25 protein-coding genes are annotated in these 25506 nt (G+C 67.6%); 11 read left to right on the forward strand and 14 right to left on the reverse strand.

Annotation, left to right across the window (positions count from 1 at the left end; all coding sequences use genetic code 11):
• Positions 1-53 precede the first annotated feature (53 nt).
• Positions 54-1538, forward strand: coding sequence for a glycerol kinase GlpK (gene glpK, locus ACZ5CM_RS15240; protein WP_464639887.1), 1485 nt, complete (start codon positions 54-56; stop codon positions 1536-1538).
• A gap of 24 nt (positions 1539-1562) precedes the next feature.
• Here the strand turns inward: glpK and idi are convergent, their stop codons facing one another.
• The 9 genes from idi to ACZ5CM_RS15285 all read right to left on the reverse strand — a co-directional run bounded on the left by idi (position 1563) and on the right by ACZ5CM_RS15285 (position 9215).
• Complete coding sequence (gene idi / locus ACZ5CM_RS15245) at positions 1563-2105, reverse strand: isopentenyl-diphosphate Delta-isomerase (protein WP_464639890.1); 543 nt, start codon at positions 2103-2105, stop codon at positions 1563-1565.
• A 285-nt stretch (positions 2106-2390) separates the two neighbouring features.
• Entirely contained in the window at positions 2391-2801 is a 411-nt protein-coding gene (locus tag ACZ5CM_RS15250) for a c-type cytochrome (protein WP_464639892.1), read from the reverse strand.
• A gap of 123 nt (positions 2802-2924) precedes the next feature.
• Positions 2925-3956: a P1 family peptidase gene (locus ACZ5CM_RS15255; protein ID WP_464639894.1), complete on the reverse strand. Its 1032-nt coding sequence runs from the start codon at positions 3954-3956 to the stop codon at positions 2925-2927.
• Positions 3957-4052: 96 nt separating this feature from the next.
• Positions 4053-4799: an SDR family oxidoreductase gene (locus ACZ5CM_RS15260; RefSeq protein ID WP_464639896.1), complete on the reverse strand. Its 747-nt coding sequence runs from the start codon at positions 4797-4799 to the stop codon at positions 4053-4055.
• A 63-nt stretch (positions 4800-4862) separates the two neighbouring features.
• Positions 4863-5282 carry an alternative ribosome rescue aminoacyl-tRNA hydrolase ArfB gene (arfB, locus tag ACZ5CM_RS15265; RefSeq protein WP_464639897.1) on the reverse strand — a complete coding sequence of 140 codons (420 nt, stop codon included), beginning with the start codon at positions 5280-5282 and terminating at the stop codon, positions 4863-4865.
• 86 nt (positions 5283-5368) lie between these two features.
• Positions 5369-6019, reverse strand: coding sequence for a queuosine precursor transporter (locus ACZ5CM_RS15270; RefSeq protein WP_464639898.1), 651 nt, complete (start codon positions 6017-6019; stop codon positions 5369-5371).
• Between the two features lie 93 nt (positions 6020-6112).
• A complete protein-coding gene (locus ACZ5CM_RS15275) occupies positions 6113-7000 on the reverse strand; it encodes an esterase-like activity of phytase family protein (RefSeq protein WP_464639900.1) in 888 nt (295 codons plus the stop codon).
• Positions 6973-7848, reverse strand: coding sequence for a penicillin-insensitive murein endopeptidase (gene mepA, locus ACZ5CM_RS15280; protein ID WP_464639902.1), 876 nt, complete (start codon positions 7846-7848; stop codon positions 6973-6975). Before mepA ends, ACZ5CM_RS15275 begins: the two co-directional genes overlap by 28 nt.
• Positions 7848-9215, reverse strand: a complete 1368-nt coding sequence (locus tag ACZ5CM_RS15285; protein ID WP_464642649.1) for an MFS transporter — start codon at positions 9213-9215, stop codon at positions 7848-7850. The genes mepA and ACZ5CM_RS15285 overlap by 1 nt, the downstream gene beginning before the upstream one ends.
• A 327-nt stretch (positions 9216-9542) precedes the next feature.
• On the opposite strand from ACZ5CM_RS15285, the gene ACZ5CM_RS15290 reads away from it, so the two are divergent.
• The 7 genes from ACZ5CM_RS15290 to ACZ5CM_RS15320 all read left to right on the forward strand — a co-directional run bounded on the left by ACZ5CM_RS15290 (position 9543) and on the right by ACZ5CM_RS15320 (position 17157).
• Positions 9543-9830, forward strand: a complete 288-nt coding sequence (locus ACZ5CM_RS15290) for a YggT family protein (protein ID WP_464639904.1) — start codon at positions 9543-9545, stop codon at positions 9828-9830.
• Between the two features lie 119 nt (positions 9831-9949).
• The gene (recQ, locus tag ACZ5CM_RS15295; protein WP_464639906.1) at positions 9950-12010 is read left to right on the forward strand and encodes a DNA helicase RecQ; all 2061 of its coding nucleotides are present in this window, start codon (positions 9950-9952) and stop codon (positions 12008-12010) included.
• Positions 12011-12041: 31 nt separating this feature from the next.
• Positions 12042-12824 carry a peroxide stress protein YaaA gene (yaaA, locus tag ACZ5CM_RS15300; RefSeq protein WP_464639908.1) on the forward strand — a complete coding sequence of 261 codons (783 nt, stop codon included), beginning with the start codon at positions 12042-12044 and terminating at the stop codon, positions 12822-12824.
• Between the two features lie 130 nt (positions 12825-12954).
• A complete protein-coding gene (locus ACZ5CM_RS15305; protein WP_464639910.1) occupies positions 12955-14265 on the forward strand; it encodes an NAD(P)/FAD-dependent oxidoreductase in 1311 nt (436 codons plus the stop codon).
• Positions 14262-15242 carry a TRAP transporter substrate-binding protein gene (locus tag ACZ5CM_RS15310; RefSeq protein WP_464639912.1) on the forward strand — a complete coding sequence of 327 codons (981 nt, stop codon included), beginning with the start codon at positions 14262-14264 and terminating at the stop codon, positions 15240-15242. Before ACZ5CM_RS15305 ends, ACZ5CM_RS15310 begins: the two co-directional genes overlap by 4 nt.
• A gap of 64 nt (positions 15243-15306) precedes the next feature.
• The gene (locus ACZ5CM_RS15315; RefSeq protein ID WP_464639914.1) at positions 15307-15837 is read left to right on the forward strand and encodes a TRAP transporter small permease; all 531 of its coding nucleotides are present in this window, start codon (positions 15307-15309) and stop codon (positions 15835-15837) included.
• A gap of 6 nt (positions 15838-15843) precedes the next feature.
• Positions 15844-17157, forward strand: a complete 1314-nt coding sequence (locus tag ACZ5CM_RS15320; RefSeq protein ID WP_464639916.1) for a TRAP transporter large permease — start codon at positions 15844-15846, stop codon at positions 17155-17157.
• 27 nt (positions 17158-17184) lie between these two features.
• Here ACZ5CM_RS15320 and ACZ5CM_RS15325 read toward each other — a convergent pair whose 3' ends face one another.
• Together ACZ5CM_RS15325 and hemC are read right to left on the reverse strand one after the other, a co-directional pair.
• Positions 17185-17379: a hypothetical protein gene (locus ACZ5CM_RS15325; RefSeq protein WP_464639918.1), complete on the reverse strand. Its 195-nt coding sequence runs from the start codon at positions 17377-17379 to the stop codon at positions 17185-17187.
• 107 nt (positions 17380-17486) lie between these two features.
• A complete protein-coding gene (gene hemC / locus ACZ5CM_RS15330; RefSeq protein WP_464639920.1) occupies positions 17487-18443 on the reverse strand; it encodes a hydroxymethylbilane synthase in 957 nt (318 codons plus the stop codon).
• Between the two features lie 104 nt (positions 18444-18547).
• Here hemC and hemE point away from each other — a divergent pair, with 104 nt between their 5' ends.
• Positions 18548-19588: a uroporphyrinogen decarboxylase gene (gene hemE / locus ACZ5CM_RS15335; RefSeq protein ID WP_464642651.1), complete on the forward strand. Its 1041-nt coding sequence runs from the start codon at positions 18548-18550 to the stop codon at positions 19586-19588.
• A gap of 75 nt (positions 19589-19663) precedes the next feature.
• On the opposite strand, the gene ACZ5CM_RS15340 is transcribed toward hemE, so the two are convergent.
• Positions 19664-20752 carry a CaiB/BaiF CoA transferase family protein gene (locus ACZ5CM_RS15340; RefSeq protein ID WP_464639922.1) on the reverse strand — a complete coding sequence of 363 codons (1089 nt, stop codon included), beginning with the start codon at positions 20750-20752 and terminating at the stop codon, positions 19664-19666.
• 34 nt (positions 20753-20786) lie between these two features.
• Positions 20787-21698, reverse strand: a complete 912-nt coding sequence (locus ACZ5CM_RS15345; RefSeq protein WP_464639923.1) for a helix-turn-helix domain-containing protein — start codon at positions 21696-21698, stop codon at positions 20787-20789.
• Positions 21699-21783: 85 nt separating this feature from the next.
• On the opposite strand from ACZ5CM_RS15345, the gene pobA reads away from it, so the two are divergent.
• Positions 21784-22956 carry a 4-hydroxybenzoate 3-monooxygenase gene (gene pobA / locus ACZ5CM_RS15350; RefSeq protein WP_464639925.1) on the forward strand — a complete coding sequence of 391 codons (1173 nt, stop codon included), beginning with the start codon at positions 21784-21786 and terminating at the stop codon, positions 22954-22956.
• Between the two features lie 32 nt (positions 22957-22988).
• Here the strand turns inward: pobA and ACZ5CM_RS15355 are convergent, their stop codons facing one another.
• Entirely contained in the window at positions 22989-23582 is a 594-nt protein-coding gene (locus tag ACZ5CM_RS15355; protein ID WP_464639927.1) for an HD domain-containing protein, read from the reverse strand.
• Between the two features lie 448 nt (positions 23583-24030).
• On the opposite strand from ACZ5CM_RS15355, the gene ahcY reads away from it, so the two are divergent.
• Positions 24031-25422, forward strand: a complete 1392-nt coding sequence (gene ahcY, locus ACZ5CM_RS15360; RefSeq protein ID WP_464639928.1) for an adenosylhomocysteinase — start codon at positions 24031-24033, stop codon at positions 25420-25422.
• Positions 25423-25506: the final 84 nt, after the last annotated feature.

Raw genomic sequence — 25506 nt, forward strand, 5'->3', positions numbered from 1 at the left:
CGGATCGGCCAACATCGAACCGACAGCCTTGCAACCGCACCGGGAGCCCCCGCATGAGTCACATTCTCGCCATCGACCAGGGCACCACTTCCACGCGCGCGATCCTGTTCGACACCTCGATGCAGGTGGCCGGCATCGCCCAGCAGGAATTCACCCAGCATTTCCCGCAGGCCGGCTGGGTCGAACATGATCCCGAGGAAATCTGGCAGACCACCATCACGGTCTGCCGGCAGGTGCTGGAGCAGACCGGCGTGCCGGCAACCACCCTGGCCGGGATCGGCATCACCAACCAGCGCGAAACCACCGTGATCTGGGACCGCGCGACCGGAGCCCCCATTCACAACGCCATCGTCTGGCAGGACCGGCGCACCGCGCCCTTGTGCGAAACCCTGCGCGCGGCCGGGCACGAAGCCGAGATCACCGCGCGTACCGGGCTTTTGCTGGACCCGTATTTTTCCGGCACCAAGGTGAAGTGGATCCTCGATTCCGTGCCCGGCGCCCGCGACCGGGCCGCGCGCGGAGAGCTGGCCTTCGGCACCATCGACAGTTTCCTGATCTGGCGCCTGACCGGCGGCCGGGTCCATGCCACCGATGCCACCAATGCCTCTCGGACGCTTTTGTTCGACATCCACGAAGGGGACTGGAGCGACGATCTCTGTGCGCTTCTGGACGTGCCCGCCGCGATCCTGCCCCGGGTGCGCGACTGCGCCGCCGATTTCGGCTTTGCCGATCCGGCGCTGCTGGGGGCGAAGGTGCCGATCCTCGACGTGGCCGGCGACCAGCAGGCGGCTGCCATCGGTCAGGCCTGTTTCCGCCCCGGCATGATGAAATCCACCTACGGCACCGGCTGTTTCGCCCTGCTGAATACCGGCACGCAGGCGGTGCCCTCACAGAGCCGGATGCTGACCACCATCGCCTGGCAGTTGCAGGGGCGGCGATCCTACGCCCTGGAAGGGTCGATCTTCATCGCCGGTGCCGCCGTGCAGTGGCTGCGCGACGGGCTGGGGATCATCGAGAGCGCCGCGCAGACCGGAGACATGGCATCCGCGGCCGACCCGGCCCAGGACGTGATCCTGGTGCCCGCCTTTACCGGCCTCGGCGCGCCGTGGTGGAAGCCCGACTGCCGTGGCGCGGTGTTCGGCCTGACCCGCAATTCCGGGCCGCGGGAATTTGCCCGCGCGGCGCTGGAAAGCGTTGGCTTCCAGACTCGCGACCTGCTGGAGGCGATGCGCGCCGACTGGCAGGGCGCCGGCGACGTGGTGCTGCGCGTCGATGGCGGGATGAGCGCCAGCGACTGGACCATGCAGCGCCTGTCCGACCTGATCGGGGCGCCGGTCGATCGGCCGGTCATGCAGGAGACCACCGCTCTGGGCGCGGCATGGCTGGCCGGGATGCGTGCCGGCATCTATCCGGGGATGGAGGAATTCGCCGCAAGCTGGGCGCTGGACAGGCGGTTCGAACCGCAGATGGACGCGGACAGCCGTGCGCGCCGCTACGGGCGCTGGCGGCGCGCCGTGCAAGCGGCAATATCCGTCTGACGGCGCGACGGGACCCGGCGCGGTTCAGGGGCTGGAGGCCAGCAGCAGGTCGGGCCCGAAAATCGTGTTCGCATGGTCCCGAAGATAGATCTTGAGCCAGGGAGTGAACCGATCGGGGTGGCGCTTCACCTCAGCCAGGAGGTCGTGATAGTCGACCCAGCGGGTCTCCATCACTTCCTCGGGATCGGGGGCGAGGGAGAGCGGCTCCCACGCATGGGCAAGGAAGACGTCCACCACCTCGTGTTCGATCATGCCATTGCCGACATCGGCCCGGTATTCGAGGTGGTGCCGGAACTCGGGGTAGAGGCCGGAAATGCCCAGCTCCTCGCGCAGACGGCGCACGGCGCATGCGCAGGGCTCCTCATCCCAGCCGGGATGGGTGCAGCAGCTGTTCGCCCACAGGCCCGGCGTGTGATACTTGCCTACCGCCCGGCGCTGCATGAGGATCTCCTGTCCGCGCATGACGAAGACGGATACCGCCTTGTGGCGCAATCCGCGTTCATGGGCTTCGATCTTCTCGACCGGCGTCAGCTTGCCGTTCACCCAGGCCGGGATAAGAATTGTCATGGCTCGCACTCACTGGCCTTTGCCGGGGCCGCTGCCGGGGGCGCCGCTGCTTGTCCGGGCGGGCGGCTCTGACCGTCTGGCACCGGTCCCCGCAACCGCCCGAAGGATAACGCTCCATGTGGCGTGCGTCAGGCGATTTCCAAGGGGCGCGTCAAGTTGACACGACCCCCGCCCTGCCGGCCCCGGCAGGCCGGAACGCGAAAGGCCGTGGCGCATGGCCACGGCCCGTTTCCGGGGGCACCCGAGACTGCCCCGCCCCGCCAGGGGGAATGAGGCATTCAACCCTTACTGGGCGACGCTTTCCAGATAGGCGTAGATGTCTTCGGCGCCCTTCTTGAGCTTGAAGCTCATCTTCGTCTTCGCCTTGCTGTCACCCGTGGCCTTCTTGATGAAATCCTTGGGGCTCTTCAGCCATTCGACGAAGTTGTCCTCATCCCAGACCAGGCCGGCCTCGCCCGCGGCCTTCAGCGAGGCGCTGTACTTGTACCCTTCGGCGGAAGCAGCGGCGCGCCCCGCGATACCATAGAGGTTCGGGCCGGTCTTGCCGCCCTTGACGATGGAAGTGCCGTCGGGAGCGGTGATGGCGTGGCACGCCTTGCACTTCTTGAAGCCCTTTTCGCCCTTGGCGGCATCGCCTTCGGCGAAGGCCGGTACGGCCAGAAGGCCAACAAGCGCAGTTGCGATGATACGTTTCATTGCGTGTACTCCGTTCCTGGGAATGGCCCGAGAAGACCGTTGTTGCGTCCGACTTTCAACTGCCACATTGCCGCGCCCGAGTCCACCGGCGGATGAGTGCCGGGCCTGCGCGAATTGTCCCGCCTACCCGGATCGGCGGTCATTTTCTCGTGACCAGCAGGGCAGGATGTCCCCCGGCGCGGGGCGGGCGAGATAGACCGCGCGGGCAATGGCGCGGGCAAGGCAGAGAGCGGCCGCGTGGCCGATTTCCCCTAGGGCACGATCGGGGTCGGCCGGGTCGCGCGCGCCGGTGGACAGGGCGAACACCAGGTCCCCGTCGAAGGGCGAATGGCTGGGCAGGATCGCCCGGGCGATGCCGTCATGGGCGGCGATGGCCAGGCGCTGGCACTGCGCCTTGGAAAGGCGGGCGTCGGTGGCGACGATGGCGATGGTGGTATTGGCGCGCTCTCCCGCTCCCGCCAGGGAGAGCATGGCCTCCATCCGCCGGCTGTCGCCCTGCCCGCCGAGCCCCGAGGCCGGGTCGGGGCCGAGCCCGCCGAATTCGTCGCCCACCTCGAAGGGGGCGGCCCAGAAATGGCGGTTGCCGGGGGTGGTGACGCTGCCCATGGGGTTGGCCGCGACCAGAGCGCCCACGGTGGTGCCGTCCTTCAGCACGAAGGAGGCCGAGCCCAGCCCTCCCTTGTGCATGGCGGTGAGGGCGCCGGTCCCGGCCCCGGCGGTTCCCAGCGCGAAATCGCTGTCCGCCGCATCGAGTGCGGCCCGCCCCAGCGCCCGGTAGGGGTTTTCCCGCCAGGACTTGTCGCCGCCATTGAGCAGGTCGAACAGGATCGCGCCGGGCACGATCGGCACCAGCGCGGGTCCGACGCGAAAGCCGCGCCCCTGCGCGCGCAGGCCCTCGGCCACGCCCGAGCAGGCATCAAGGCCGAAAGCCGACCCGCCCGCGAGCACCAGCGCATCAATGGCGGCCACGGATTTGTCGGGGGCCAGCAGATCGGTTTCGCGGGTGCCGGGCGCGCCGCCCATGACATGCACGGAGGCGGTGAAGGGCGCATCGGCCGTGAGCACCGTCACCCCGGATTTGAGCGCCTCGTCCCCGGCATTGCCGACCCTCAGGCCGGCAATGTCGGTAATCAGGTTTCGCGGTCCCGGTTTCATGCCGTTCCTCGTGCTGTCGTGGCGGTCATGGGCGCGCGCCTGCGGCGCGCGGCCTCCGGCGGGAGTATTTGGGGCGAGATGAAAAGGCGGGCTGCATCAGATGCAGCGTCCTCCATCGACTTCCAGTGCCGCGCCGGTGATCATCCCGGCCTCGTCCGAGCACAGGAAGCTTGCCGCATTTCCCATGTCCTCGGGCGTGGAGAAGCGGCCCAGCGGAATGGTGGCGAGGAATTTCGCCCGCATCTCGGGGGTGTCCTCGCCCATGAAGGCCTTGAGCAGCGGAGTTTCGCCGGCCACCGGGCACAGCGCGTTGACCCGGATCCCGTGGGGGGCCAGTTCCACGGCCATGGTTTTCGTCGCCGTGATCATCCAGCCCTTGGAGGCGTTGTACCAGTTGAGCCGGGGGCGCGGGCTGAGCCCGGCGGTGGAGGCGATATTGAGGATTGCGCCGGAGCGGCGGGCCTTCATGTGCGGGACCAGGGCGCGCGCGGTCAGGTAGACGGATTTGACGTTGACCCTGAGCACACGGTCGAAATCGTCTTCGCTCACCTCTTCGAGCGGCGCGGGCAGGTGGGTGATGCCGGCATTGTTGACGAGGATGTCGAGCGCGCCGAAGGCCGCAAGCGCCGCTTCGGTCATGCCCTGCACCAAGGCCCCTCCCGAGACATCCACCCTGTGCGCCAGGGTGGCGTCGCCCAGCTCGGCGGCCATGTCGCGGGCCGCGTCGCCATTGATGTCGGCGATCATCACCCGGGCTCCTTCGGCCACGAACTTGCGGACGATGCCCGCGCCGAAGCCCGAAGCACCGCCGGTGACGATCGCGGTTTTTCCTTTCAGGCGCATATGGTTCCTCCCCCCGATGTTCCTGTCGGCCCGAGACTAGCAGCGCGGCAAAGGGGGGCCAACCTATTCGTCGGACACCGGGCCGCGCAGGGCCTTCACCGCGCTGCGGGCCTTTTTCGCGGCAAGGCGCCGGCGGATTGCTCCTCTGGTGGGGCGGGTCGGGATTCGTCTTTTCGGCGCCACCAGGGCGCGGGCGATCAGGTCGGCAAGGCGTTGGCGGGCAATTTCGCGGTTGCGGGCCTGGCTGCGGGTTTCGTCGCAGCGGATCACGATGGCGCCGTCGCCGGTCCAGCGCCGTCCGGCCAGCCTCCGCAGCCGCGCCTTGACCGCGGGGGAAAGCGAGGGCGAGCGCGCCGCCTCGAACCGCAGCATTACGGCGGTGGACAGCTTGTTCACGTTCTGCCCGCCCGGGCCCGAGGCGCGCGAGAAGGTTTCCGTCAGCTCCCAGTCCTGAATGACAATGTTGTCGTCGATGCGCAGCATGGGGAGACCTTACGGTGCACAGCCAAAAACCGCAAAACCCGCCCGCGGGGGCGGGCGGGCCGGTGTCGCGGCTGGTCGAGCGCGGCTCAGGCGGCGCCGGTAGCCGGGAGAAGCCGTTTCACGATGACCCGGAAGGGGACCAGGGCGACCAGCGCCAGCGAGAGTTTCACCAGCCAGTCGGCAAAGGCGAGCGAGGTCCACAGCGGTGCCGTCGGGCCGGTGTTGAGGAAAGGCACGGCCTCCCACGCCCAGCTGATCTGCTCGTCGGCGCCGGGGCCGAAGACGGCGATCGAGGCCGAAAAGGCGATGGAGAAGAACAGCGCCGTGTCCACGGCCGATCCGACCAGCGTCGAGAACAGCGGCGCGCGCCACCAGACGCCGTCTCGAAAGCGGTTGAACACGGCCACGTCCAGAAGCTGGGCGGCCAGGAAGGCAATCCCCGACCCCACGGCCACGCGCAGCGGCACGGCGACATATTCGTAGCCATCCCCCTGCAGCATGATCTGGCTGCCGATCAGCGAGCTGATGACCCCGGTGAGGAAGCCTGCGACCACCACCTTGCGCGCGGCCTGCACGCCATAGACGCGGTTCATCACGTCGGTCACGAGGAAGGCGAAGGGATAGGTGAATGCGCCCCAGGTCAGCAGCCCGTCGAGGATGAGGAACTGGACAAGGATGTTCGAGGCCACGACGATTGCGGCCATGGCGATGATGCCGGGGAGGTGTTCGCGTTTCATGTCTGGTGCCCGTTTTGACAAGGTTGCGGCGACTTGGCCCGCGCGTTCCGCGGGCGATGCGGCCATTACAGGCACTCGCGCCTGAATGCAACGTCATTCCACCAGCGCGTATTCGACGAGTTCGGTGCGCTGCAGGAAGAAGAAGTTGTCGTCCGATATCATTGTCAGGCGAATGCGCCCCGCTTCGTCCCGCCAGACCGAGAGCCCTTCGAGATTGTCGAACCGCCCCGGGCGCGTGACCGCCAGGATGGTTTCGTTGCGGGCCGTGCCGCCCTCCATGTCCCAGCGCCGCACCCGGGCGCGAAAGCCGAAGATGCCGATGCTGCGCTCCAGCAGGTAGAAGCGGCCGTCGGGGCCGAAATCGGCACCCACCGGCAGGAAGCCGTCTCGGGCCGGGATCGAGAAGGGAACCGACCAGGCCCGGCCGTTCCAGCGGAACACGGGAATGTTTCCCGCGGCATCAGGCGCATCCTCGGGCAGGGTGTAGAGGCGGCCGCGGGAATCGATCGCAAGCGGCTCCAGCGCCCGGTTTTCCGGGAAGTGACGGAAGGCCTCGGGCCGGGGCAAGGGCTGCGCCGGGGCGGCGGGGGTGCGGTATCGGGCAACGCGCGTCACCCCTTCGAAGGATACGAAAAGGCTGCCGTCGGGGGCCAGCGCCAGCCCCTCGGGGTCATTGATCCGCCCGGTCAGCCGTACGTTCCTGCTGGACCTCAGCGGCACGGCGCTGCGGATGGAGATGCCGTCGATCAGCCCCGTGCTGCCGCGCCGGATGTCGGCGGTGACGATCATGCCGCGATCGGACAGAACGGTCATCCGGCGCCCGTCGGGCGACAGCTCGATCCCCGAAAAGCCGCCGAACCACGGCGCCTTGACCGCCCAGACCGTACGCCCGAGGAAAAACGCCGCCGGCTGCCCGGCCGCGCCGGCCGTCAGGACCAGGCCGAGTACGAGGACTATCTGGAGCGCAGAACCGAGACGCATTGTCCGGGCAGATCGGCCAGAGTGTATTCGCGGCGCTTTTTCGGGGGCGGGGCCTTCGGGTCGCGTGGCCGGGGCGGAGGCGGGTTCAGTATGTCGTCCACCCATTTGCGGGCCTCCTTGCAGCCGTCGCCGGGCGGCGGGGGTGGCTGGTCCACGCAACCACGCGCGCCGCGGGGGCATTTCAGGCGGACATGAAAGTGATAGTAGTGCCCCCACCAGGGCCGGATCTTGCGCAGCCACCGGCGGTCGCCCGCCTCATCGTTGCACATCTGCACCTTGGCACCGGGAAAGACGAAAATGCGGGCAACGCGCGGATCCCGTGCCGCCGCGCGCAGGATCGCGTGGTTCTGCCGGGTCCAGTTGGCGTTCACGTAGGCGCCCTTGTTCCGGCGCATCGAGATCGGCGGGAAGGTCTCGCGCCGCTGCCGGGACAGGGTCAGGTCCCGTGCCGGCCGCATCCAGATATCGACGTCCAGCCCGATCTGGTGGCTGCGGTGCCCGGTCAGCATCGGACCGCCCCGCGGCTGGCTCATGTCTCCGATGTAGAGGCCGCTCCACCCCGGCAGGCCGGCGGCGAAGGCGCTGAGATCGCGAATGAAGTCGATGGTGACCGGGTGCCCCCAGTTGCGGTTGCGGCCCGGGCGCATGACCTGCCAGGTGGGGCCGGTGTCGGGCAATTGCCGGGCACCGGCAAGACAGCCCCTCGCATAGCCGCCCCAGGGTGCCGGCCGCTGCCGGGAAGCTTGCGCCTTGGCGGCGAAGAGCTGCTTTGCCGGCGGCTCGGCCATCGCGCTGGCGGTGGCGAAGGGCGCCGCCAGAGACAGAAAGGCCAGGGTCAGCAGGCGCATCAGCCGTGATCCCCTTCGGCCTTGACCCAGTAGAGCAGCGCCAGCCCGATGGAAAACAGCAGGATCAGCGGTGTCACGCCCACACGCTGGCTGCCGCTGAGATCCGTGGTAATGGCGATGAGCGCCGGGGCGACGAAGGTCGTGGCCTTGCCCGACAGCGCGTAGAGGCCGAAGGCTTCGGTCATGCGCGCGGGGTTGCCCTGCCGGGTCAGCATGTTGCGGCTGGCCGACTGCAGCGCCCCGCCGGCGGCACCGATCAGCATGCCGGCGACATAGAACAGGATATTGGGCAGCGAGGATCCCTCTGCCAGCGTCACCCCGAACACCGTGTCCGGCGTCAGGTTGACGATGAGGATGGCGGTACCGATCAGCACCAGGCAGTTGACGACGATGACCGGCTTGGGCCCGAAGGCGCGGTCGGCATAGCCGCCGATCCAGGTGAACAGTGCCCCGCTGAGGGCGGCTGTGATGCCGAATATGCCGATCTGCATGATCGACCAGTTCAGCACCCCGGCCGCGTAGATGCCGCCGAAGGTATACATGCCGTTGAGCGCATCGCGATAGAACATCGAGCTGCCCAGATAGGCCAGCAGCGAGGGATGCCGGGGCAGCCCCCTGATGGTGGCGACAAGATCGCTCAGCGCCCGCCCGACCCCTGCCCCGGTGACGCGGGTGGTCTCGCCGTCGCGCACCCACAGGAAGAAGGGGATCATGAACACCGCGTACCAGATCGCGGTGAACGGGCCGACGGCCCGGCTGTCTGCCCCTGTCGCGGGGTCGAGGCCGAAAAGCGGCTCGATGCCGGCCATGGTGCGCCCGCCCTCTCCGGCCTGGAACAGCAGCAGCATGATCGCCAGGGCAATCACCCCGCCCAGATAGCCGAAGGCCCAGCCCGAGCCGGATATCCGGCCCAGTTCGCGCTTGGGGCCCAGCGTCGGCAGCAGGGCGTTGGTGAAGATCGTGGCGAACTCCATGCCGATGAAGCCGATGCCGAAGAAGATCAGCGCCCAGGTGGCCGAGAAGTCCTCGGGCGCGGTCCACCAGGTGCCCCATGCCCCGACCACATAGGCCACCGAAAACAGCCGGATCCACGGCATACGGCGGCCAGAGCTGTCGGCAATGGCGCCAAGGATCGGGGCGAGGACCGCGATGGTGATGCCGGTCACGGTCAGGCCGTACCCCCAAAGCGCCTGCGCCTCGGCCTTGGCCGCCTGTTCGGCCATGCCCGCCTCGATGAAGCGGGCACTGGCGACCTTGGCGAAATAGGGCCCGAAGATGAAGGTCAGCATCAAGGTGTTGTAGGGCTGGCTGGCCCAGTCGAAGAACCACCAACCCCAGATGCGCTTGCGCGTCGAGATTTCCGCCATCTGCGCCGAGATTTCCGACATTGCCTCCCTCCGCCTGTATTGGCGAATAAGACAGCGGATGCGACGCAGAGGCAAGTGATCTGTGGCGCCGGCCTCCGTGCGGTCCTTGCGGTCCGGGGCAGCGGTCCGGGTTGCGGCATGCGGCGACTGGCCCGACGGTTCTTCGGGCGAGGGGCACTGCCCCTCGCGCTCCCCGGAGTATTTGGAGCAAGAGGAAGGAAGAGGCCGGGGGCAAGGATTCAGGATGGGGCGAATCGTGGCCGCGCCGCTCTTGTCCCCGGCGGCAATGCCGCTTAGGTCATGGGACGTCTTGAAAGGGAAATGCCTATGCAGTCGTTGTTCCAGATACTCATGATGCTGCTGGATGTCGTGTGGTTCTTCATTCTCGCCCACGTGGTCATGAGTTGGCTCATCAGCTTCCAGGTGCTCAATATCCGCCAGCAGCTTGTCGGGCAGATCTGGTACGGGCTCAACCGCATACTCGAACCCCTCTACGCCCCGGTCCGGCGCATCCTGCCGCCGATGGGGGGGCTTGATCTGGCGCCGCTGGTGGTGCTGCTGGCGATCTATGCCCTGCGGATCATCCTGATCAACAACATCGCCCTGTTCTACTGACCCGGATTCCACCGACCCGGGCGGGCGGGCCAGGTATCGCCTCTTGCCCGCCGGCGCGCGCCGTGTGATGGTCGGGGCACGAAGGCAGAACGGCACAAACAGGCACGAGGCCCCACCCCATGACCGCGGCTGAACCCCTCTTGCGGGAGGTCTTCGGATTCGACGCGTTCCGCCCCGGTCAGGCCGAGATCGTCCAGGCCGTGGCGGCGGGCGAGAACGTTCTTGCGATCATGCCCACGGGCGGCGGCAAGTCGCTGTGCTTCCAGTTGCCGGCCCTGATACGCCCGGGCGTGACGGTGGTCATCTCGCCGCTGATCGCGCTGATGCGTGACCAGGTGCGCGCCCTGCAGGAGGCCGGCGTGACCGCCGGGGCGCTGACCTCGGGCAATACCCCCGAGGAAACCGATGCCGTGTGGGAGGCGCTCGAGGAGGGGCGGCTGAAGCTTCTCTACATGGCGCCCGAACGGCTGGCCTCGGGGGCGGCGGTGGGGATGTTGCGGCGGATCGGGGTCGGTCTGATCGCGGTGGACGAGGCCCACTGCGTTTCCCAATGGGGCCACGACTTCCGCCCCGACTATCTGTGTATCGGAGAGCTGCGCCGGGCGCTGGGGGTGCCGCTGGCGGCATTTACCGCCACCGCCGACGCCGAAACCCGGGCCGAGATCGTGGACAAGCTGTTCCACGGCGCCGCCCCGCGCGTCTTCCTGCACGGCTTCGACCGGCCCAACATCCACCTTGCCTTTGCTGCCAAGGACAATCCGCGCCGGCAGATCCTGGCCTTTGCTGCGGCCCGGCGCGGGCAGTCGGGCATCGTCTATTGCGGCACCCGCGCCAAGACCGAGGCCCTGGCTGCGGCGCTGCGCGAAGACGGGCACGCCGCCTGCCACTACCACGGTGGCATGGAGGCCGAGGACCGCCGCATCGTCGAGGCCCGCTTCGCACGCGAGGACGGGCTGATCGTGGTGGCAACGGTGGCCTTCGGCATGGGCGTGGACAAGCCCGACATCCGCTGGGTCGCCCATGCCGATCTGCCCAAGAGCATCGAGGCCTATTACCAGGAGATCGGCCGCGCCGGCCGCGACGGGGCTCCGGCCGAAACGCTGACCCTGTTCGGCGCAGACGACATCCGCCTGCGCCGCGCCCAGATCGACGAAGGCCTTGCCCCGCCCGAGCGCCGCGCCGCCGATCACGCGCGGCTGAACGCGCTGCTGGGCCTGGCCGAGGCGCTGGCCTGCCGCCGGCAGGTGCTTCTGGCCTATTTCGGAGAAGAGACCGGCCCCTGCGGCAACTGCGACCTGTGCGACACCCCCGCCGAGTCGTTCGACGGCACCCAGGCCGTGCGCAAGGCGCTTTCGGCGATGCTGCGCACCGAAGAACGCTACGGCGCGGGGCACCTGATCGACATTCTCACCGGCAACGCCACCGACAGGGTGCGCGCCCAGGGCCATGACGGGCTGCCCACCTTCGGGGTCGGGCAGGAATTCGACCGGCGGCAATGGCAGGCGATCTTCCGGCAGATGATGGGGCGCGACCTGATCCGCCCCGACACCGCCCGCCACGGCGCGTTGCGCATGACCGAAACGGCCCTGCCGATCCTGCGCGGCGAGGCAACGATCCGGCTGCGCCGGGATTCGATCCGCAAGGCCGCGCGCGCCCCTCTGGCGCGGGCGCTGGTCTCGGAGGAGGACGCGCCGCTGCTGTCGGCGCTCAAGGCCCGCCGCCGCGCCCTGGCCGAGGCCGCCCGGGTGCCGGCCTATGTCGTCTTCAACGACCGGACCCTGATCGAGATGGCCGAATGCAGGCCCGCCACGCTTGACGACATGGCGCGCATCAGCGGCGTCGGCGCGAAGAAGCTCGAACGCTATGGCGCCGCCTTCCTCGAGGTCATCAACGGCGCCGCCGAACGGGTCCACCCGGTGCGGCGGAAACTGGCCGGGCGCGCGGCGGGGGACGTCTATGACCGCCTGCTGCAGGTTCAGGCCGAACTGGAGCGCGGCGCGGACGGCACCGCCCGACCGCTGAGCTGCTCGGCCTCGCTGCTGGCGCGGGTGGCGCAGCTTCGCCCCGGCGACGAACGGGCGATGAAGCGGCTTCTGGGCGAACGCCGGGCCGAGCGTTTCGCCGCCGCCTTCCTCGACGTGCTGCGCGAGGCTGGGCAAGAGGCGGGGCGCGCCGGTTGATCCCGGCACCGGAACGGGTAGAAACGGCACCATGCTGATTGTCGTCTCCCCCGCCAAGCGCCTCGATGAATCCCCTGCCCGCGCCGACGGCGGCAGCGAACCACTCTTCGCCGAGGACACCCGCCGGCTGGCGCAGGTGGCGCGGGGGCTGAGCGCCGCCGACCTGGAACGGCTCATGCGGATTTCCCCGAAGCTGGCGGCGCTGAACGTGCAGCGCTTTGCCGCGCTCGGCTCGGGCACGGGGACCAAGCGGGCCATCGAGATGTTCGCGGGCGACACCTACGCCGGACTGGAGGCGCGTTCGCTAGACCCCGAGGAGATGGACTGGGCGCAGGACCACCTGCGCATCCTGTCGGGGCTCTATGGCCTGTTGCGCCCGCGCGACGTGATCGCGCCGCACCGGCTGGAGATGGGCACGCGACTGGCGACCGACCGGGGCCGGACGCTTTACGATTTCTGGGGCGACCGGATTGCCGAGGCGCTGAACGAACAGGCCCGGACGCTGGGCACGGATGTGCTGGTGAACTGCGCCTCGGTGGAATATTTCACCGCCGCCGACCGGCCGGCGCTGAAGCTGCAGGTGGTGACGCCCGTGTTCATGGAAGAGCGCGAAGGCGGGCCGAAGATCGTCAGCTTCTTCGCCAAGAAGGCGCGCGGCGCCATGGCCCGCTTCATCATCCAGAGGCGGCTGACGGACCCGGAGGCGTTGTGCGATTTCGACACCGGCGGATATCGCTTCCGGCCAGACCTGTCGCAGCCCGACCGCCCGGTTTTCGTGCGCGACGCGGCCCCCTCTTCTGCGGCCGCCCTCTGAGCGCGCCCGGCGCTTCTGCCGGTCACGCCCCCACCGAACATGTGCGGATTTCCTTGGCAAGGATGCCTCCGCCGGTGCAGGCTGGCTGTGGCACGCTGCAGGAGATCGGGCGGCAAGGGGGGTGACGCGCATGAGCGGCAAGCGGAAAACCGTAGCGGTAATCGGCGCCGGAATTGTCGGCGTCTCAACCGCGATCTGGCTTCAGCGCGAGGGCCACGACGTCATCCTGATCGACCGGGCCGGACCCGCGGAAGGCGCGAGTTTCGGCAATGGCGGCGTGCTGGCATCATGTGCGGTGGTTCCGGTGACGGTGCCGGGGCTGATCTGGAAGGCACCGATGATGCTGCTCTCGCCCGATCAGCCGCTGTTCCTCAAATGGGGCTACCTGCCCCGCCTCGCCCCGTGGCTGCTGCGCTATCTCGGGCACGCGAATGCCGATCACGTGCGCAAGGTGGCGCGGGCCCTGACGGCAATCATCGGCGACAGTCTCGACGACCATCTTGCGCTGGCCGCGGGAACCGGGGCCGAAAGGTGGATCGTTCCGTCCGACTACCTGTTCATCTACCGCGACCGCGCGCATTATGCCCGGGACGCCTTCGGCTGGCGCATCCGGCGCGAGAACGGGTTCGCGTGGGACGAACTGGACGGGGCGGATTTTCACGCCCGCGACCCGGCATTCGCGCGCGATCTGGGTTTTGCCGCCAGGCTGGAGGGACACGGGAGAATCTCCGATCCGGGGCGGTACGTGAAGGATCTCGCCGCGCATGTGGAGCGGCATGGCGGCCGCATCCTGCGCGCCGAAGTCGAGGATTTCGCGCGCGCAAACGGCCGCGTCACCGGGGTGCGTGCGGGCGGCGAGACCATCCCCTGCGACGCGGCCGTGATCGCGGCCGGCGTCTGGTCGGGGGCGCTGACTGCAAGGCTGGGGCTGAAGGTGCCGCTGGAAAGCGAACGGGGCTATCACATCGAACTGTGGGAGCCGTCGATCATGCCGAAATCGCCGGTCATGGTGGTATCCGGCAAGTTCGTGATGACCCCGATGGAGGGGCGGCTGCGCCTTGCCGGGGTCGTGGAATTCGGCGGGCTTGACGCGCCACCCTCGCGCGCGCCATTCGCGCTGCTCAGGCGCAACCTAGGCGCCGTTCTGCCCGGCATCCGCTACCGCGAGGTCACTCAATGGATGGGCCATCGCCCGGCGCCGGCGGACTCGATCCCGGTCATCGGGGAGATCCCGGGCCTGAAAGGGGTCTATGCGGGATTTGGCCACCATCACGTCGGCCTGACGGGCGGGCCGAGGACCGGGCAACTGCTGGCGCAGATGATTTCGGGCCGCCATACCGATATTGACCTGAGCCCCTATTCCCCGGCACGTTTCAGTCAGGGCCGGGCAAAGAAGATCGGGCATGTGTCGGAACCAACCAACAAGGGAGCGAGACCATGAAGACAATCAGGAACCTGATGGCGACAACCGCGCTCGTGGCGGCTGCGGCCGTTTCCGCCCAGGCCGCCGAACGCTGGGACATGCCGATGGCCTATTCGGCGACCAACTTCCATTCGGTGACGGGCGCGGAATTCGCCAAATGCGTGACCGACGGCACCGGCGGCAAGCTGGAGATCGTCACTCACCCCTCGGGGTCGCTGTTCGCCGGCAACGAGATCAAGCGCGCGGTGCAGACGGGACAGGCCAATATCGGCGAACGCCTTCTGTCGGCGCACCAGAACGAGAACCCGATCTACGGGGTCGATTCGATCCCGTTCCTGGTGTCGTCCTTCGACGAGCACGAAAAGCTCTGGGACATTGCCGAACCCTATGTGGTGAAGGCGCTGGAGAAGGACAACCTGCACTACCTCTACTCGGTGCCGTGGCCGCCGCAGGGCCTCTATACCAAGAAGGAGATCAACTCGGTGGCCGATCTGAAGGGGATCAAGTTCCGCTCCTACTCGACCGCGACGGCGCGCATGGCCGAACTGACCGGAATGCTGCCGGTTCAGGTAGAGGCGGCCGAGTTGAGCCAGGCACTGGCCACCGGTGTGGCCGAAAGCTTCATCTCGTCCGGGGCCACCGGCTATGACCGCAAGGTGTGGGAGCACCTGACCCATTTCTACGAAGTTGACGCATGGCTGCCGCGCAACGCCGTGTTCGTGAACATGGATGCGTGGAACGGACTCGACGCCGACACGCAGAAGGTGATGACCGGCTGCGCCGAGGAAGCCGCGGCCAAGGGGCTTCAGCGGTCCAAGGACTATACCGCGTTCACGCTGTCCAAGCTGAAGGAAAACGGCATGACGGTGCAGCGGGCCGGCGAGCAGCTGATGCGCGAGCTCAAGGCCATCGGCGAAACCATGACCAGGGAATGGCTGGAGAAGGCCGGCGCCGACGGCAAGGCCATCGTCGAGGCCTACAAGGCATCGAACTGACTGGAAACGACGGCCGGGCCGGGGCGAGATCCCCGGCCCCTTTCGATCCGAAGGGAGCCCTGACATGGCGGCAGCCCGTGCGCTTCGGCGCCTGCTCGACTTTCTCTACCTGCTTGGCGGGGTGATCGCATCGCTGTTCCTGATCGCGATTCTCGTCATCATCCTGTTGCAGATGCTGGCCCGCTGGACCGGCAACGTCTTTCCCGGCGCCACCGATTATGCCGGCTACGCCATGGCCGGGGCGTCCTTCTTCGCCTTTGCCCATGCGCTCAATCACGGCGCCCATATCCGCGTGTCGCTGTTCCTTTCGGCGCTGGGAAAATGGCGCTGGTGGGGCGAATTGTGGTGCTTCGTCATCGGCACAGTCATCACCACCTGGTTCGCGTGGTACGCGGTAAAGGGAACCTACGTTTCGTGGCGGTGGAACGAGCTCAGCCAGGGCCTGGACGCCACCCCCATCTGGATTCCGCAACTGTCGATGAGCGCGGGAACGATCCTGCTGGCCATCGCCTTCTGGGATCACCTGGTGCGGCTGGTTTTCGCGGGCGATCACGGGATACGCTCCAACCTTGTCGATCAGAGCCACGCGGAGTAGCGCACCATGGAACAGCTCATCCCGATCGGCATCTTCCTGTTCGTCCTGTTCCTGCTGCTGGGGTCGGGCGTGTGGGTGGGGCTTGCGCTGATGGGCGTGGCCTATGTGGGCATGGACCTGTTCACCTCCCGGCCCGCCGGCGATGCGATGATAACCAAGGTCTGGTCGTCCACGTCGAGCTGGACGCTGACCGCGCTGCCGCTGTTCATCTGGATGGGAGAGATCCTGTTCCGAACGCGCCTGTCCGAGGACATGTTCCGGGGCCTTTCGCCCTGGATGGCCCGCCTGCCGGGGGGGCTGGTGCATACCAATATCGTCGGCTGCACCGTCTTCGCGGCGGTGTCGGGCTCGTCCGCGGCGACGCTGAGCACGGTCGGCAAGATGTCGATACCCGAACTGCGCCAGCGCAACTATCCCGAGCACATGGTGATCGGCACCCTGGCCGGGGCGGCGACGCTGGGGCTGATGATCCCGCCCTCGCTCACCCTCATCGTCTATGGGGTGACAATCAACGAATCGATCACCAGGCTGTTCATGGCCGGCGTTTTTCCGGGGCTTGTCCTTGCGCTGATGTTCATGGCCTATGTGGCGATCGTCGCGGTCACGTCGAAACGCTTCGACCCGACGCCCGAGCCGGCGATGTCGTTCATGGAAAAGGTGAAGAATTCGCGCTACCTGATCCCGGTGGTCTGCCTGATCCTCGTGGTGATCGGGTCGATGTACATGGGCTATGCCACCGCCACCGAGGCGGCGGCCTTCGGCGTGGTCGGCGGGCTGGTTCTCGCGGCGTCGCAGGGCTCGCTGACATGGGCCACCTTTACCGAAAGCCTGATGGGAGCGGTGCGCACCTCGGCCATGATCGCCCTGATCCTGGCCGGCGCGGCGTTCCTGTCGCTGTCGATGGGGTTCACCGGCCTGCCGCGGGGGCTGGCGGACCTGATCGCCAGCCTCGAACTTTCCCGGTTCGAACTGCTGATGGCGCTGCTGGTGTTCTACATCGTGCTGGGGATGTTCCTGGACGGGATTTCCTCGGTGGTGCTGACCATGGCGGTGGTCGAACCGATGATCCGGCAGGCCGGCATCGACATCATCTGGTTCGGCATCTTCATCGTCGTGGTGGTCGAGATGGCCCAGATCACGCCGCCGATCGGGTTCAACCTGTTCGTGCTTCAGGGGATGACGGGGCACGAGATGACCTTCATCGCGCGCGCGGCAATACCGATGTTCCTGATCATGGTGCTGATGGTGTTCGTGCTGATCGCGTTTCCCGAACTGGCGACATGGCTGCCCGACAACATCCGGCAGAGACCCGGGGGCTGATGGCCGGCTGGCGGAAGGCCGGCCTGCCTACCAGTGCAGGAAATAGCTGTTGCCGAGACCCAGCGTGACATAGGCCGGCCCGCAGGTCTTGCCGACCGAGACGCCGCCCGTCGTCCCGCCCGAACCGATGCCGATACCGGCATTCAGCCGCGCCGGATCGGTGCATTTTTCGCAACCGGCGACGAACAGCCCGGACATCAGGGCAAGGGCGAGTTTGCGCACGTGACGACCTTTCTTCGATCCTGCCGCCCGAAAGCGAGGCGGGGCACCGATCATTCTGGGCATGCCACGGCCGATCCGTCAACGCTCTTCGGCGCCGACGGAAAATCTCAGCGCCAGTCGAAGAAGGACGGCCCGGCCCGGTTCAGGATGTCCTGCGCCATTTCGCGCCCCAGCTCGGCCCCGTCCTCGACCGGGCAGCTGCGGTCCTTGGCGATGGATTCCGAGCCATCCGGGCGCAGCACCTCGCCCCGCAGGCGCAGGGTGCCCCCCTGCAACTGGGCCGTGCCGGCGATGGGGGTCTCGCAAGAGCCGTCAAGCGCCGCGAGGAAGGCACGCTCTGCCGCAAGCCGCTGTCCCGTGGGCACATGGTGGACCGCAGCCAGCAGCTCCGCCACGCGGGCATCATTGGCGCGGCGCTCGATCCCGATTGCCCCCTGCGCCACGGCGGGCAGCATGTCGTCGGGCGAAATCGGCGTCGCCGGTACCCCGTCCATGGCCAGCCGGTTCAGCCCGGCCATGGCCAGGAAGGTGCATTCGGCCACCCCCTCGGCCAGCTTGCGCAGGCGGGTCTGGACGTTGCCGCGAAACTCCACCACCCGCAGATCGGGGCGACGGTTGAGCAGCTGCGCCCGCCGGCGCAGGGACGAAGTGCCGACAACCGCGCCTTTGGCCAGTTCGGAAATCGAGGATACCGAGGGCGAGACGAAGGCATCGCGCACGTCCTCGCGCGGCAGGAAGGTGTCGAGGACCAGGCCGGCGGGCTGTGCCACCGGCATGTCCTTCATCGAATGCACGGCGATGTCGATGCGGCCGGCCAGAAGGTCGTCCTCGATCTCCTTGGTGAACAGCCCCTTCCCGCCGAGTTCCTTCAGGGGGCGGTCCTTCGCGATCAGCGCCGCATCGTCGCCGGTGGTGCGGATGACGACGATCTCGAATGCCTCGGGGGGCAGGTCGAAGGCGGTGGCCAGCCGGTCGCGGGTTTCATGCGCCTGCGCCAGCGCCAGCGGCGAGCCGCGGGTGCCGATGCGCAGGGGCGCGGCGGGGGTGGGAAGCTGTGCGGTCATGGTGGCAGCTTTAGTCGCGCGGGCGTGGCGTGACAACTGCCCGGCCTTGACAAATTGCCGCCTTGGGGGGACGTGCGGGGGGAAGGACAGTGACGGGGGCTCATATGGCCGAAGGAAAGAAGCTCATGCGCGCGCTGGCGGGCGAGGTGATGGAGGTGCCGCCGATCTGGATGATGCGGCAGGCCGGGCGCTATCTGCCCGAATACCGCGCCACGCGGGCGCAGGCGGGGGATTTCCTGTCGCTGTGCTACAATCCCGATCTTGCGGCCGAGGTGACGCTGCAGCCGATCCGGCGTTTCGGTTTTGACGCGGCGATCCTGTTTGCCGACATTCTGCTGCTGCCGCAGGCTCTGGGGGCGGAGCTGTGGTTCGAGACCGGCGAGGGGCCGCGGCTGTCCACGCTCACCCGGCAGGAGGATTTGGCGCGGCTGAAGCCGGCCGAGGCGATTCACGATCATCTGGCCCCGGTCTATGAGACCGTGCGCATCCTTGCCCGCGAACTGCCCGGCGAGGTGGCGCTGATCGGTTTTGCCGGGGCGCCGTGGACGGTGGCGACCTACATGATCGCCGGGCGGGGCACGCCGGACCAGGGGCCGGCGCACGCGCTGATGGCCGAGGAGCCGGCCCTGTTCGATGCGTTGATCGAGCGGTTGACCGAGGCCACCATCGCCTATCTTTCCCGCCAGATCGAGGCCGGGGCCGAGGTGGTCAAGGTCTTCGACAGCTGGGCCGGATCGTTGCGGGGAGCGGCGTTCGACCGCTATGCGGTCGCGCCCTGCCGGCGGATCGTGCAGGCGCTGAAGGAGCGGCATCCGGGGATTCCGGTGATCGGCTTTCCGCGCGAGGCGGGAGAACGCTATGCGGGTTTTGCCCGGGCCACCGGTGTCGATTGCGTGGCGCTGGACAATTCGGTCGATCCCGACTGGGCGGCGACCCATGTGCAGGTGGATGGCTGCGTGCAGGGCAATCTCGACCCGCGGCACATGGTCACCGGCGGCCCGGCGCTGGTAGAGGCGACGCGGCGGGTGGTCGAGGCATTCTCGGGCGGGCCGCACATCTTCAACCTGGGCCACGGGATCACGCCGGACGCGGACCCCGCCAATGTGCAGCTGATGATTGACACGGTGCGGGAGCGGCGCGGCTGAGGGGGCGCTGTCCCCTCCGGGCCTGCGGCCCGTTCACCCCCGGAGTATTTTTTGCAAGAGGAAAGGCGGCGCAAGTCACGCGCGGCCAAGTTCGCGCAGGATTTCCGTGCGATGCTGGTCGCGGGCGGGGCTTGGCGGCGGCTGCCAGTCGGGCGCTTCGGAAAAACGTGGTGCGGGGGCGGCCTGGAGCGTGCCGTGGGCGTTCACCCAGGTGTGGCGGGCCTTGTTCATCCGGTGTTCGCCGGCTTCCTGCGGGGACAGGACCGGAGCCACGCAGGCGTCGGTGCCGAGGAAGAGCCTGCTCCATTCCTCGCGGGTTCTGGTGGCGAACAGTTCGGCCAGACGGCGGGTAAGCTCGGGCCAGCGGGCGCGGTCGAACTGGTGGCGGAAATCGGGATCCTCGGAGAGGCCCATCAGGTCGAGGAAGGTGGCGTAGAACTTCGGTTCGAGGCATTGCACGGACATGAAGCCGCCATCGGCGGTGCGGTAGGTGCGGGACCAGTGAGGGCCGTCGAGCAGGCTTTCCCCGCGCTGCACGGACAGGTTGCCGGTCTGGGCGAGGCTCATCAGCAGGTTCATCATGTGCGCCGAGCCGTCATAGATTGCCGCATCGATCACCGTGCCGCGGCCGGTGGCGCGGGCCTTCAGAAGGCCGGCCAGCAGGCCCACCGCCAGATACAGCGCGCCGCCCCCGATATCGCCCACCAGCGTGGCCGGGGTCAGGGGCGGTTCACCCGGCGGCGAGGCATACCACAGCGCGCCGGAGAGCCCGATATAGTTCAGGTCGTGGCCGGCAGCGTGAGCAAGGGGCCCGTCCTGCCCCCAGCCGGTCATGCGGCCATAGACCAGGGCCGGGTTGATCGCGTGGCAGTCTTCGGGGCCGAGCCGCAGGCGCTCCATGACGCCGGGGCGGAAGCCCTCGATCAGCCCGTCGGCGGTGGCGATCAGGGATCTGAAGATGTCGATATCGGTCGGGTTCTTGAGGTCGAGCGCGATCGAGCGCTTGCCGCGGTCGAGCAGCGAGCCTTCGGGCATTCCGGGCGTCACCCCTCCGCCCTTGCGGTGCACCACGATCACGTCGGCGCCCAGATCGGCCATCAGCATCCCTGTGAAGGGACCGGGGCCGAGCCCCTCGACCTCGATGATGCGGACACCGTTCAGCATGACCCCTCCTTCCGTCCGTGGCGCGCCAAGGGTTTCATCGCGACGGTGCGAAGGCAAGCGCGTCGTCGCGTTGCGGCGGTGCGTTGCCGCCGCTTTGCAGGCGGCGGCGGAAGTCGCGCGGGGCAAGGCCGGTGCCGCGGGCGAAGACGCGCGAGAAATGGGCCGGATCGGAAAAGCCCAGCTCATATCCCACCTGGGCCACCGGCAGGTCGGTATATGTCAGCAGGCGGCGCGCTTCGCGCAGCATCCGGTCGGTCACGACACGCGAGGCCGGCCCGCCGGTGGCCTGGCGCACGATGCGGTTCAGATGCGTGGGCGATATCGCCAGCTGCGCGGCATAATCGGCGATGCTGGCGCGGCGGCGAAACTGCTGCTCGACCAGTTTTTCGAAACGCCGGAACAGGGGGTGTTGGCGGGGCGAATCGGCGCGCCCGGCTTCTTCGGCGATGGCCCGGGCCATCAGGCCGATCATCACGCCGGCCAGCGATCTGAGCACCTGTGCGCGGGCGAATCCGTGACCGGCATGTTCCGCGAGAAGCCGTGCGCCGAGTCGGCGCAGATCCTCCGAAAGCGGGACCGGCTGCGCCCTGTGCAGCGGCGGGCGAAGCCCCTCGCCAGCGTGGAGCGTTTCGTCGAGGAAATCCGAGGTCAGCGTGATGACCCAGCCCTGCGTTTGTGGGGCGAAGGCAAATCCGTGGACGATCCCGCTGGGGATGTTGAGGGCCATGCGGGACGCAAGGGGAATGCTGCGGCCGTCGAGATCCGCCATGCCGCCGCCCGAAACGATCAGCAGGAACTGGTGCAGGCGGGCGTGGCGGTGCGGGCGAAGCGCCCAGCCGTGCAGGCGCGAGCGGGACTCGATCGTTTCGCAATGCACCACGTCGGGCAGTTCGGCGGTTTCGCCGAACAGGTTGTAGGTGCGAATTGCATCTTCTCGGGCGCGCATGTTCGAAATGTACAAGAACATGAATGATGGGTCCATTCGCACGGCCACCCCGCTGCGGCATCATCCCGCGCCAGGGAGGACGCGCATGAGAACTCAGGTCGCAATCATCGGCGGCGGCCCGTCGGGTCTGCTGCTGTCGCAGCTTCTGCATCTGCGGGGGATCGACAATGTCGTGCTGGAAAAGCACAGCCGCGAACATGTGCTGGGCCGGATCAGGGCCGGCGTGCTGGAGCACGGATTCGCCGAACTGATGCGCGAGGCGCAATGCGGCGAGCGGATGGACCGTGAGGGCGAGATCCACGAAGGCTTTTTCATCGCCTGGGACGGGGCTCTGCACCGGGTCGATCTGGCTGGCCACACGGGGGGAAATTCGGTCATGATCTACGGTCAGACCGAACTGACCCGCGACCTGTACGAGGCGCGCGACCGGATGGGCGGCACCGTGATCCACGAAGCGGCGGATGTGCAGCCGCATGACATGGACACGGATGCGCCCTGGGTCAGCTGGCGGCTGGGGGACGAACGCCAACGGATCGAGTGCGATTTCATCATCGGCGCGGACGGGTTTCACGGGGTCAGCCGGCGTTCGATTCCGGCCAGCGTGCTGCGCGAATACGAAAAGGTCTATCCGATCGGCTGGCTGGGGGTGCTCAGCCGCACGCCGCCCGTTTCGCCGGAACTGATCTATGCCCGCGATGAGCGCGGCTTTGCCCTGTGTTCGCTGCGCAGTCAGGTGCTGAGCCGCTACTACATCCAGGTGCCGCTGTCGGACCGGGTCGAGGACTGGCCGGATGACGCCTTCTGGGCGGAACTGAAGCGCCGCCTGCCGGAGGAGGTGGCCGGGCGCCTGGTCACCGGCCCCAGCATCGAGAAATCCATCGCCCCCCTGCGCAGCTATGTGGCCGAACCGATGCGCTACGGGCGGATGTTCCTGGCCGGAGATGCGGCCCATATCGTGCCGCCCACCGGCGCGCGCGGGCTCAATTCGGCGGCCTCGGACATCTACTACCTCTATCATGCGATGGTGGATCACTATGAGCGCGGCGACGATGCCGGGCTGGAGGCCTATTCCGACCGGGCGCTGGCGCGGATCTGGAAGGCGCAGCGGTTTTCATGGTGGATGACCATGCTGCTGCACCGCTTTCCCGATCACGGCGACTATGACCGCAGGCTGCAGAAGACGGAACTCGACTACCTGTTCTCGTCCCGGGCGGCGATGACGTCGCTGGCGGAAAATTACGTCGGGTTGCCGTTCTGAGCGGCCCCCCTGCCCCATGGAGCGTGGGGCGCTTACATCTGTGCCAGAAGCTCGGCGTGGCGGGCCGTGTAGGCGGCGCGCACCTCGACAGGGGGGCGAAGGCGGATATCCAGCCCCTCGAACAGCGCGCGGTCGGGGCGGCCGAAAAACCTGTCGGCCTCGGCTTCGGTGAACCCGGCAATGCGTGTGGCCTCCATCCAGGCGCTGATGCGGTCGGCCTTCTTGATCTGCCGCTTCGTCCGGGCCGGCAGGGCGGCCGGCAGGCCGAAGCGGATGTGGATGGCAGCACTCAGGCGGGCCTCCAGTTCACCGTATCCGGGGCCGACCGCCGCCTTGACCGGCGAGATCATGTCGCCGATCACGTATTCCGGGGCATCGTGCAGCAACGCCGCCAGCCGCCACCTTGCCGGGGCGCCCGGCGCGATACGACCGAACAGTTCTTCGACCAGCAGCGAATGCTCGGCCACCGAATAGGCGAAATCGCCCATGGTCTGGCCGTTCCAGCGGGCAACGAAGGCCAGCCCGTGGGCAATGTCCTCTATCTCGATATCCACCGGCGTCGGATCGAGAAGGTCCAGCCTGCGCCCCGACAGCATCCGTTGCCATGCCCGCGTTTGTGTTGCCATTTTGTCACCACCTGGGTCGGTTGCCATGTTTTTGCCACATTTCAGGCGCATCCTGAGACTGAACGGATCACGAGTTGCCGACCGGGTGTGACACGCACCCCGCAGTTTGCAAGAGGCCGTCGTGACCACGACATGATGGCCAGTGAAGGGGGTGCGCTTCCTCCTCCCGGCGCGCTCCCTTCAAACCGCAATCACTAGATTTGGTGCGCTCCATGTTCAAGCGCCTCGCTGTCATCCCTTCGGCTTTCTGAATCGCCGCCACGGCCCCGCGCCGCCCCGAAATCAGCCGGCAGGGCTCTGGCAGGCCGAACCGCTGTGGCCAATGTGTCACGCGCCCGCCAAAGCCTGTGCCCGCGCCGCCCCTGACCGCGGGGGAACCTCGTTGCCGTTGGCGCCGATGAGTGCTAGGGCCACCGAAATCCCGACAGCAAGCGCAACGGAGCGACAGATGACCGCCGATTATATCGTCAAAGACATTTCCCTGGCCGAATTCGGCCGCAAGGAACTCGACATTGCGGAAACCGAAATGCCCGGCCTGATGGCAGTGCGCGAGGAATACGGCGACAGCAAGCCGCTTGCCGGAGCGCGCATCGCCGGCAGCCTGCACATGACCGTGCAGACCGCCGTGCTGATCGAGACGCTGGTGCATCTGGGAGCGGATGTGCGCTGGGCAAGCTGCAACATCTTCTCGACCCAGGACCATGCGGCCGCTGCCATTGCCGCGGCCGGCGTCCCGGTCTTTGCCGTCAAGGGCGAGACGCTGGAGGAATACTGGGATTACTGCGACCGCATCTTCCAGTTCGAGGACGGTGCCAACATGATCCTCGACGATGGCGGGGACGCCACGCTCTACATCCTGCTGGGGGCCCGGGTGGAAGAGGGCGAAACCGACCTGATCGCCAACCCGGATTCGGACGAGGAAGTCGCCCTGTTCAACCAGATCCGCAAGCGGATGGCGGCCAGCCCCGGCTGGTTCGTGCAGCAGCGCCACAAGATCAGGGGCGTGACCGAGGAAACCACCACCGGCGTTCATCGCCTCTACCAGATGATGGAGAAGGGCCAGCTGCCCTTCCCGGCGATCAATGTCAACGATTCCGTCACCAAGTCGAAATTCGACAACAAGTATGGCTGCCGCGAAAGTCTCGTGGACGGGATCCGGCGCGCCACCGACGTGATGCTTGCCGGCAAGGTCGCCGTGGTGTGCGGCTATGGCGACGTGGGCAAGGGTTCGGCCGCCTCGCTGCGCGGCGCCGGGGCGCGGGTGAAGGTGACCGAGGTCGATCCGATCTGCGCGCTGCAGGCGGCGATGGACGGGTTCGAGGTGACGACGCTGGAAGACGAGGCGGCCACCGCCGACATCTTCATCACCACCACCGGCAACAAGGACGTGATCCGCATCGAGCACATGCGCGAGATGAAGGACATGGCCATCGTCGGCAATATCGGCCATTTCGACAATGAAATTCAGGTGTCGGCCCTGCGCAATCACAAGTGGACCAACATCAAGGACCAGGTGGACATGATCGAGATGCCCTCGGGCAACCGGATCATCCTGCTGAGCGAGGGCCGTCTGCTGAACCTGGGCAACGCCACGGGCCATCCCAGCTTTGTCATGTCGGCCAGCTTCACCAACCAGGTGCTGGCGCAGATCGAGCTGTGGACGCGCGGCGATTGTTACGAGAACAAGGTTTACGTTCTGCCCAAGCATCTGGACGAAAAGGTGGCCCGGCTGCATCTGGCCAAGGTGGGGGCGAAACTGACGAAGCTGACCCCCGAGCAGGCGGAGTATATCGGCGTCAGCCCCGAAGGCCCGTTCAAGCCCGAGCATTACCGTTACTGACCTGCCGCTGCCGCCCTGCCGCCCCGGTCTCCGGAGCGCGCCGGGCGGTGTTCTCTGGCGCAGTATCGAGCATCCGACCCGTCC

This window comes from Piezobacter thermophilus, assembly GCF_055386745.1.

What these genes read in the sequence shown, in the direction of transcription:
- glpK (WP_464639887.1), top strand. Translation starts at nt 54, where the DNA reads ATGAGTCACATTCTCGCCATCGACCAGGGCACCACTTCCACGCGCGCG.
- idi (WP_464639890.1), bottom strand. Translation starts at nt 2,105, where the DNA reads ATGACAATTCTTATCCCGGCCTGGGTGAACGGCAAGCTGACGCCGGTC.
- ACZ5CM_RS15250 (WP_464639892.1), bottom strand. Translation starts at nt 2,801, where the DNA reads ATGAAACGTATCATCGCAACTGCGCTTGTTGGCCTTCTGGCCGTACCG.
- ACZ5CM_RS15255 (WP_464639894.1), bottom strand. Translation starts at nt 3,956, where the DNA reads ATGAAACCGGGACCGCGAAACCTGATTACCGACATTGCCGGCCTGAGG.
- ACZ5CM_RS15260 (WP_464639896.1), bottom strand. Translation starts at nt 4,799, where the DNA reads ATGCGCCTGAAAGGAAAAACCGCGATCGTCACCGGCGGTGCTTCGGGC.
- arfB (WP_464639897.1), bottom strand. Translation starts at nt 5,282, where the DNA reads ATGCTGCGCATCGACGACAACATTGTCATTCAGGACTGGGAGCTGACG.
- ACZ5CM_RS15270 (WP_464639898.1), bottom strand. Translation starts at nt 6,019, where the DNA reads ATGAAACGCGAACACCTCCCCGGCATCATCGCCATGGCCGCAATCGTC.
- ACZ5CM_RS15275 (WP_464639900.1), bottom strand. Translation starts at nt 7,000, where the DNA reads ATGCGTCTCGGTTCTGCGCTCCAGATAGTCCTCGTACTCGGCCTGGTC.
- mepA (WP_464639902.1), bottom strand. Translation starts at nt 7,848, where the DNA reads ATGCGCCTGCTGACCCTGGCCTTTCTGTCTCTGGCGGCGCCCTTCGCC.
- ACZ5CM_RS15285 (WP_464642649.1), bottom strand. Translation starts at nt 9,215, where the DNA reads ATGGCGGAAATCTCGACGCGCAAGCGCATCTGGGGTTGGTGGTTCTTC.
- ACZ5CM_RS15290 (WP_464639904.1), top strand. Translation starts at nt 9,543, where the DNA reads ATGCAGTCGTTGTTCCAGATACTCATGATGCTGCTGGATGTCGTGTGG.
- recQ (WP_464639906.1), top strand. Translation starts at nt 9,950, where the DNA reads ATGACCGCGGCTGAACCCCTCTTGCGGGAGGTCTTCGGATTCGACGCG.
- yaaA (WP_464639908.1), top strand. Translation starts at nt 12,042, where the DNA reads ATGCTGATTGTCGTCTCCCCCGCCAAGCGCCTCGATGAATCCCCTGCC.
- ACZ5CM_RS15305 (WP_464639910.1), top strand. Translation starts at nt 12,955, where the DNA reads ATGAGCGGCAAGCGGAAAACCGTAGCGGTAATCGGCGCCGGAATTGTC.
- ACZ5CM_RS15310 (WP_464639912.1), top strand. Translation starts at nt 14,262, where the DNA reads ATGAAGACAATCAGGAACCTGATGGCGACAACCGCGCTCGTGGCGGCT.
- ACZ5CM_RS15315 (WP_464639914.1), top strand. Translation starts at nt 15,307, where the DNA reads ATGGCGGCAGCCCGTGCGCTTCGGCGCCTGCTCGACTTTCTCTACCTG.
- ACZ5CM_RS15320 (WP_464639916.1), top strand. Translation starts at nt 15,844, where the DNA reads ATGGAACAGCTCATCCCGATCGGCATCTTCCTGTTCGTCCTGTTCCTG.
- hemC (WP_464639920.1), bottom strand. Translation starts at nt 18,443, where the DNA reads ATGACCGCACAGCTTCCCACCCCCGCCGCGCCCCTGCGCATCGGCACC.
- hemE (WP_464642651.1), top strand. Translation starts at nt 18,548, where the DNA reads ATGGCCGAAGGAAAGAAGCTCATGCGCGCGCTGGCGGGCGAGGTGATG.
- ACZ5CM_RS15340 (WP_464639922.1), bottom strand. Translation starts at nt 20,752, where the DNA reads ATGCTGAACGGTGTCCGCATCATCGAGGTCGAGGGGCTCGGCCCCGGT.
- ACZ5CM_RS15345 (WP_464639923.1), bottom strand. Translation starts at nt 21,698, where the DNA reads ATGCGCGCCCGAGAAGATGCAATTCGCACCTACAACCTGTTCGGCGAA.
- pobA (WP_464639925.1), top strand. Translation starts at nt 21,784, where the DNA reads ATGAGAACTCAGGTCGCAATCATCGGCGGCGGCCCGTCGGGTCTGCTG.
- ACZ5CM_RS15355 (WP_464639927.1), bottom strand. Translation starts at nt 23,582, where the DNA reads ATGGCAACACAAACGCGGGCATGGCAACGGATGCTGTCGGGGCGCAGG.
- ahcY (WP_464639928.1), top strand. Translation starts at nt 24,031, where the DNA reads ATGACCGCCGATTATATCGTCAAAGACATTTCCCTGGCCGAATTCGGC.